The following is an 8,103-nucleotide window of genomic DNA, read 5'->3' on the forward strand; positions in this document are numbered from 1 at the left end:
AAAAATTTAAGATTCTAATATCACAAAAGAAGAAATATGAATATAAAAAACCGCCTTGTTTTAATGAATTTTCTGCAATTTTTTGTTTGGGGAGCGTGGTTGATTTCGTTAGGAGGCTATATGGGACAAACATTTGGTCCAATTGAAGGAAGTAGTATAGGATTGTCGATAGGTAGGACTTATGGTTCAATGGGGTGGGCAAGCTTGTTTATGCCAGCATTACTAGGTATTATAGCGGATAAATATTTAAGTGCTCAAAAAGTATTAGGGCTGTCACATGTTATTGCTGGGATTGCAATTTTTTTTGCAACTAAAGCTACAAATTCAACAGAAATGTATTGGGTGATTTTTATGACCAGTTGTTTTTATATGCCCACTATAGCATTAAATAATTCAGTAAGTTATGCTATTTTAAATAAATTTGAATTTGATGTTCAGAAAACATTCACTCCAATTCGAGTTTGGGGAACAGTAGGATTTATTATTGCAATGTGGATTACTGATTTGACAGATTGGAAATCGGGAACTACGCAGTTTGTATTCGCGTCCGTCGCAATGATTATAACCGGACTTTTGAGTTTTACCCTTCCGGATGTGCCCGCAGAAAATAAAAATGACAATCAGACTTTGTCAAGCAAATTTGGATTGGATAGTTTTGTGTTGTTTAAACAAAAGAAAATGGCAATCTTTTTTGTTTTTGCTATGTTGCTTGGTGCTGCTTTGCAAATCACAAATATGTTTGGAGATACATTTATAAGGGATTTTGGTTCAGATCCTGCTTATAAAGGGACTTTTGGGGTTGAGCATTCCGTGTTTATTATTTCGTTATCTCAAATTTCAGAAACGTTATTTATATTAACTATCCCGTTTTTCTTAAAAAGATTTGGTATAAAACAAGTGATGTTATTTAGTATGCTTGCATGGGTTTTGCGATTTGCTTTGTTTGGAATTGGTAATCCGGGTTCTGGGGTAATATTCTTAATATTGTCCATGATTGTTTATGGGATGGCGTTTGACTTTTTTAATATTTCCGGGTCGTTATTTGTTGAAAAAGAAACGGATAGTAAAATTCGATCGAGCGCACAGGGTTTGTTTATGTTAATGACTAATGGAATAGGTGCAATAATTGGAGGTGAATTTGCTGGAAGAACAGTTGGATATTTTACGCATGACAATAAAGTGCAATGGACAAATGTCTGGTTTTCATTTGCTTTATATGCGCTAATTATAGCGATATTATTCGCAATAGTTTTTAAATATAAACACAACCCTAAAGACGTGGCGATTATCACTCACTAAAAGAGATTAAATAAAGTATGAAAGCCTTTTTGAAATTTTTCAAAAAGGCTTTTTTTATAAGAATAAAATTTGTTTTTTATATTTGTGCACCTTAAAATCATTTCATGAAAACATTATTACCCGTATTATTAAAAAGTAAGTTTTTACTAATATTTTTATCTGTTTTTTATTTTCAATTTGGAATATCTCAAAATGTTGGTGATGTTGATATGACCTTAAATTCGACAGATGTGGGTTTTGGGTTTGGAGATGGAACTGATGGCTACAGTTATTCGGTTGAAGCAGTTTTAAAAACAGTAGTGCAGCCTGATGGCAAAATTATCATTGGAGGAAAATTTACAAAATACAATTATGTTGGCCGAAACAGAATTGCTCGTCTAAACAGTGATGGAACTATTGATCGTAGTTTTGCTCCTAATGGTGGTGCTAACAATATTGTTCATTCTTTAGCACTACAATCAGATGGTAAAATTATTGCAGTTGGGGAATTTACACGTTTCAATAACATTTCGATGAATCGTATTGTGCGTCTTAATCAAGATGGTTCATTAGATACAAATTTTAATGTAGGAACAGGGTTTAATGCTAATGTATATTCAGTTACTATACAAGATGATGGGAAAATTTTAATAGGTGGAGAGTTTTCATCATATAACGGTGTTTCATCAAATCGGATTGTTCGTTTAAACAGTAATGGATCTGTAGATTCGACATTTACTTCGGGAATAGAAGGGGTTCCGGCTAGAGTTTTTGCAATTGCTGTACAACCCAATGGAAAAATTTTAATTGGAGGCGTTTTTGCATACTATAATAATAATGCGGTACATAATATTGCTCGTTTAAATTCTGATGGTTCCCAAGATACATCTTTTTATCAAGCTCAGGGAGCAGATGCAGAAGTTTATTCTATCGTTTTGCAATCAGATCAAAAAATTCTTGTAGGCGGTCTTTTTTCGGGAATTAATAGTTCAGTTTTACCGCATTTGGCCCGCTTGAACAGTGATGGTAGAATAGATACTTCCTTTAATGTAGGAGAAGGGGCAGATAAAGAGGTTCATTCAATTTCCTTGCAGTCAGATGGGAAAATAATAATTGGGGGTAAATTTACCACTTTCAATAATGTTGCTGTTAATCGTATAGCCCGGATAAACACAGACGGAACTTTAGATGCATCATTTATTACCAACACCGGGCCAAATAGTATCATTTATGATGTTTTTTCTGTTGTTGTGCAGCAAGATAATAAGATTCTTGTTGGAGGAGCTATTGAATTTTTCAATGGAACCGGAAGGAATCGTATTGTTAGGTTAAATTCAGATTCGTCTTTAGATGTTTTATTTAATCCTGGTTTTGGTGCAAATAGAAGAATTAATTCAATTGCGACACAACAAGATGGTAAAATATTGATTGGAGGTGAATTTTCAGCGTACAATGATGTTAAAGCAATTCGTATTGCACGTATAAACTCTAACGGGTCATTGGATACTTCATTTAATCCTGTTGACATAGCCGGTTTTATTAAGAAAGTACTTGTCCAGCCAGATGGCAAAATTTTAATAGGGGGTACATTTTCTTATTATGATGGGACTTATAAAAATGGAATTGTCCGTCTAAACACCGATGGCTCTCTGGATAATACTTTTAATCCCGGTACAGGTATGGCTATATTGCCTGGGAAATACATTAATGCGATTGCACTACAGCCTGATGGTAAAATTTTGATTGGTGGTGATTTTACATCCTATAATGATATTTCGCGTAATCGAATTGCCCGTTTAAATAGTGACGGCTCTTTAGATGCTACATTCAATTTGCAAGGAACTGATTTAAACGGATCGATTTATTCTATCGCTGTTCAGTCTGACGGGAAAATTTTGATAGGAGGGGATTTTTCTAGATCTACTTCTACTTTGAGAGGCGGAATTGCTCGTTTGAATGCAAATGGGGTGTTAGATTCTTCAGTTAATTCAAATGCAACTATTTGGGATAGATTTATAGTAAATTCGATTGTTTTGCAGCCTGACTCAAAGATTGTAATTGCTGGAGATTTTACTATATATAATGGTATAACCAGAAACGGTCTTGCCCGATTGAATGTTGATGGCTCTCTGGACAGTTCATTTGATACGAGTGCATCGCCAAGTTGGAGTTTTAATGAAATTGCTTTGAGACAGGATGGAAAAATTGTTGCTGTAGGTTACAGCAACGAATCTAATGTTACTATATGGAATAATGATGGTTCACTTAATTTTATGAGTCCTTCGGTGCAAGATGGAGCCGGGACGCCAGGGGCAAGAATTTTTGGTGTTGCTTTACAACAGGATAATAAAATTCTTATTGGGGGATTGTTTACATCGTATAATGAAATTGGTAGAAATCGCGTGGCGCGTTTGCATGGTTCTTCGAATTTAGGTTTAGAAGATGATACTGAATATCAAGATGTGAAAATTTACCCTAATCCTGTACAAGATGTTTTAAATATAAATTTATCTGAGAATCTTTTCGTTATAAGTTATGAGATTTATGATTTATTAGGTAAGAAAGTTCTTTTTGGAGGAGAGATTGAAAATAGTATCAAAATGAGTGGTTTGGAAAGAGGTGTTTACATTCTTAGAATACAAACCAATCAGGGAACTCTGACAAAGAAAATCGTAAAAGGATAATGGTAAACTTTTGTTAATTAATCACAATGCGTAAGATGTTGAGAATATTTCGCATAATATATAAAAACCCAATGAATTTCATTGGGTTTTTTGTTGGCTGATATTCAATATAATTAATCTAATAGCCCCGATTGCAGGAAGCACCATGTGCGACGGAAAGCGGGAATAGGGGTTATAAGTATGCCCTAGCCATTCGCTCCATAATTTTTTAGAATCATTCTTCTTTCTTATTGGTTCTATTCTCTCATTTCTTTCCTCTTTCCTCTTTTCTCTTTTCTCTTCCTCAAAACTTTGGTAATTAAATAATTATTGTTAATTTTGCACACCTTTTGGTGGATAAGGGTTTCCATTAGGTATCAACTATTTATGTAAAACACTGCTGTTGTTTTCTGTCACATTAAGAAACCCGAGAGGCACGGCATACAAATTTTTTATCAGACATGTCTGAAATAAACAAAACACAAGAAGAGTTTTTAGCGAATTTTAACTGGCACAACTTCGAAGAAGGTATTGATGCAGTAGATCAAAAAAACTTACTGGAATTTGAAGAATTAGTAGCTAAAACTTTCATCTCTACAGATGCTGAAGAAGTAGTAGAAGGTGTAGTTGTTAGAATCACTGAAAGAGATGCTATCGTTGACATCAACGCTAAATCTGAAGGTGTTATCTCTTTAAACGAGTTCCGTTACAACCCGAACTTGAAAGTTGGAGACAAAGTAGAAGTATTAATCGACGTTCGTGAGGACAAATCAGGTCAGTTAGTATTATCTCACAGAAAAGCACGTACAATCAAAGCTTGGGATAGAGTTATCGCTGCTAATGAGTCTGGAGAAATCGTTAACGGTTTCGTAAAATGCAGAACTAAAGGTGGTATGATCGTTGACGTATTTGGTATTGAAGCTTTCTTACCAGGTTCTCAAATTGATGTTAAACCTATCCGTGATTACGATCAATATGTAAACAAAACTATGGAATTCAAAGTTGTGAAAATCAACCATGAGTTCAAAAACGTTGTTGTTTCTCACAAAGCGCTTATCGAAGCTGATATTGAAGTACAGAAAAAAGAAATCATTGGTCAATTAGAAAAAGGACAAGTATTAGAAGGTGTTGTTAAAAACATTACTTCTTACGGTGTGTTCATTGACTTAGGAGGTGTAGACGGATTAATCCACATCACTGACTTATCTTGGTCAAGAATCAACCACCCATCTGAAGTTCTTGAATTAGACCAAAAACTTAACGTGGTAATCCTTGATTTCGATGATGAGAAAACAAGAATCCAATTAGGTTTAAAACAATTAAACGCTCACCCTTGGGATGCTTTAGATGCTAACTTACAAGTTGGAGACAAAGTAAAAGGTAAAGTAGTTGTAATCGCTGATTACGGTGCATTTATCGAAGTTGCTGAAGGTGTAGAAGGTTTGATCCACGTTTCTGAAATGTCTTGGTCTACTCACTTGAGAAGTGCTCAAGATTTCGTAAAAGTTGGTGATACTGTTGAGGCAGTTATCTTAACTTTAGACAGAGATGACCGTAAAATGTCTTTAGGTATCAAACAATTATCTCAAGATCCTTGGACTGATATCACTGCTAAATATCCAGTAGGTTCTAAACACACTGGAATCGTTAGAAACTTTACTAACTTCGGTATTTTCGTTGAGTTAGAAGAAGGAATCGACGGTTTAGTATATATCTCTGACCTTTCTTGGACTAAGAAAATCAAACACCCATCTGAATTTGTTAACGTTGGTGACAAATTAGACGTAGTAGTATTAGAATTAGATGTTGAAGGACGTAAATTATCTTTAGGTCACAAACAAACTACTCCTAATCCTTGGGACAAATATGAAGATGCTTTCGCAGTTGGAACTATCCACAACGGAACTATCTCTGAAATTGTTGACAAAGGAGCTACTGTAGAATTCGGTGATGATATCGTTGCTTTCATTCCTACACGTCACCTTGAAAAAGAAGACGGTAAAAAATTGAAAAAAGGCGAAACTGCAGATTTCAAAGTTATCGAGTTTAACAAAGAATTCAAAAGAGTAGTTGCATCTCACACTGCTATCTTCCGTGAAGAAGAAGAGAAAAATGTGAAAACTGCTGAAACTACTGCTACAACTTCAACTCCTGCAGAAAAAACCACTTTAGGTGATTTAGATGCATTAGCTGAATTGAAAGCTAAAATGGATAAAGGAGAAAACTAATAAATGTTCTCTGTCACATTGAGTTGAGTCGAAATGTGATTCCTAAATATCAAATCCCAGCCGGAAACGGTTGGGATTTTTTATTTTAATATGATAAAAGCACTTTGCAATTTTTTGTAAGTAATTATTTATTTATATATTTATAGGGTATATTTGAGTAATTAAATTCGTCCTAATGAGAAATATTTACTTTCTGCTTGCGGTTTTGTGCCTTTATCCTAGTGTTAATGCGCAAATCATAAACATTCCGGATGCCAATTTTAAAGCGAAATTGCTTTCAGCGTCACCTTCTGTCCATGTGGCCGCCTTGAATCTTACTGGGTCTTATGTAAAAATTGATACTAATGACGATGGTGAAATTCAGGTCTCTGAAGCAGCGGTTATTAGGATGTTGGTACTCAATAATACAGTGGCAACGCCCGACAGCCAAAAGATTACCGATCTTACTGGAATTACTTCATTTACTAACCTAAATTCTCTTTCATGTGATTACAATTTGTTAACCAGTCTTGATGTTTCAGCCATGCCACTGAATGTACTTTTTTGTCAGTACAACCAACTTTCACAGATCAGTCTTCCGGCTGGTTTGATGAACTATTTATATGTTTCACATAACCAATTGACACAGCTCAGCCTTCCAAATTTCGTTATAAATTTTGATTGTAGTTACAACCAGTTAAACAGACTTGACCTTGCCAATTGCCCTGCTCTTGATATTATACGCTGTAATAATAATCAACTCACTGAACTTTTATTGCCACAATCAGGTCTTCATACGCTAGACTGCTCTAATAATTTACTGACCTATCTCGACGTTACCCCCTGTGGTAGTTTCTATGATTGGGATGTTCCCTGTTACCTTACAATATCAAACAACCCTCTTGCTACGTTAAGAGCATGCTTCCCACAAGGTTATGCAGCAATACTTACCATGACCGGAATTCCCGCATTGCAAAATATCTATTGTAAACCGATTAGCAACAATTATTTCCAAACCCGACTTAACCAAAATGGATACACGTCTTGTGTTGTTTCAGATGGTTGCGCTTTGGGGCTTGAAGATTTTGAACAAGCTGCAGTTAGTGTGTATCCCAATCCGGTTACTAATATTCTGAATATCGAAACCAAGCAAAACATACAAGTGCTGTCCATCTGTATTTACAATCAGTTAGGACAACTAGTTTTGGAGATTCCGAAAGCAGATAACGTATCCAAAGCGGATGTTTCCGGTTTGGCTTCAGGAAATTACTTCATTAAAATCAATTCGGATAAAGGAACATCGAATACCAAGTTCATCAAACAATAAATTATATTTTTTATAGATTGAAATCCCGATTAGGGTTTGTGGTCGGGATTTTTTTATCCGCCAAAATTACTGTTCCAAATGGCGGTATTGAAGTTTTTCCCTCTCCAAACGAATAGGTAGATTGCGATTGCACACCAGTATTTAAATATGAACAGAAAAGAAATCAATCGCATGGTAGCGGTTTCCGCCTTACCGTAAAAATTTTCAGGTATCATAAAGCAGCAGATTAAGCTGACCAAAAAGATTGTAACCAACAATGTGCCTAAATTTTTAAAAGGCAATACCAGCCATTTTCTCATGGGTTGCAAATCGTCTCCCCATTTATGGATCAGGTAGTAATAATCGTTTCCGATGGGAGCAAATAAAATCGGGTCGTTGTATTTTTTCAACTGAAAGACTTTCGATGGAGCCATTAATTTAAAACCACTCAATTGGGTGTTGTGTGCTTTTTCAAGATATTTGATTTTGGTCACCACTTCTTCCGGAAACGGAATTTTATATAAATGACTGTCCAGAAATCGCAAACGGTAATCGATGCAGGTTTCTTTTATTTGATTGATGTGGAAAATGTTCTCGGTTTCCAAAAGGTCGAAAACAAAACTGTTTTCTGAAGTAGGTGAGTGGGATT

5 protein-coding genes are annotated in these 8,103 nt (G+C 35.2%); 4 read left to right on the forward strand and 1 reads right to left on the reverse strand.

The genetic code is table 11. From position 1 onward, the window contains the following. Positions 1–36 precede the first annotated feature (36 nt). The 4 genes from VLB74_RS06555 (at position 37) to VLB74_RS06570 (ending at position 7,475) form a co-directional block, all read left to right on the forward strand. Positions 37–1,299: a nucleoside permease gene (locus tag VLB74_RS06555; protein WP_325202657.1), complete on the forward strand. Its 1,263-nt coding sequence runs from the start codon at positions 37–39 to the stop codon at positions 1,297–1,299. 104 nt (positions 1,300–1,403) lie between these two features. Further along, positions 1,404–3,962, forward strand: coding sequence for a T9SS type A sorting domain-containing protein (locus VLB74_RS06560; protein WP_325202658.1), 2,559 nt, complete (start codon positions 1,404–1,406; stop codon positions 3,960–3,962). A 440-nt stretch (positions 3,963–4,402) separates the two neighbouring features. After that, on the forward strand, positions 4,403–6,169 hold the full coding sequence (gene rpsA, locus VLB74_RS06565) for a 30S ribosomal protein S1 (RefSeq protein ID WP_325202659.1): 1,767 nt from the start codon (positions 4,403–4,405) through the stop codon (positions 6,167–6,169). Between the two features lie 175 nt (positions 6,170–6,344). Then, positions 6,345–7,475, forward strand: coding sequence for a T9SS type A sorting domain-containing protein (locus tag VLB74_RS06570; protein WP_325202660.1), 1,131 nt, complete (start codon positions 6,345–6,347; stop codon positions 7,473–7,475). A 53-nt stretch (positions 7,476–7,528) separates the two neighbouring features. On the opposite strand, the gene VLB74_RS06575 is transcribed toward VLB74_RS06570, so the two are convergent. Then, positions 7,529–8,103: hypothetical protein (locus VLB74_RS06575; RefSeq protein WP_325202661.1), on the reverse strand; the 575-nt coding region annotated here is incomplete at its 5' end.

Origin of the sequence: Flavobacterium sp. (assembly GCF_035456225.1) — a bacterium.
GTDB lineage: Bacteria > Bacteroidota > Bacteroidia > Flavobacteriales > Flavobacteriaceae > Flavobacterium.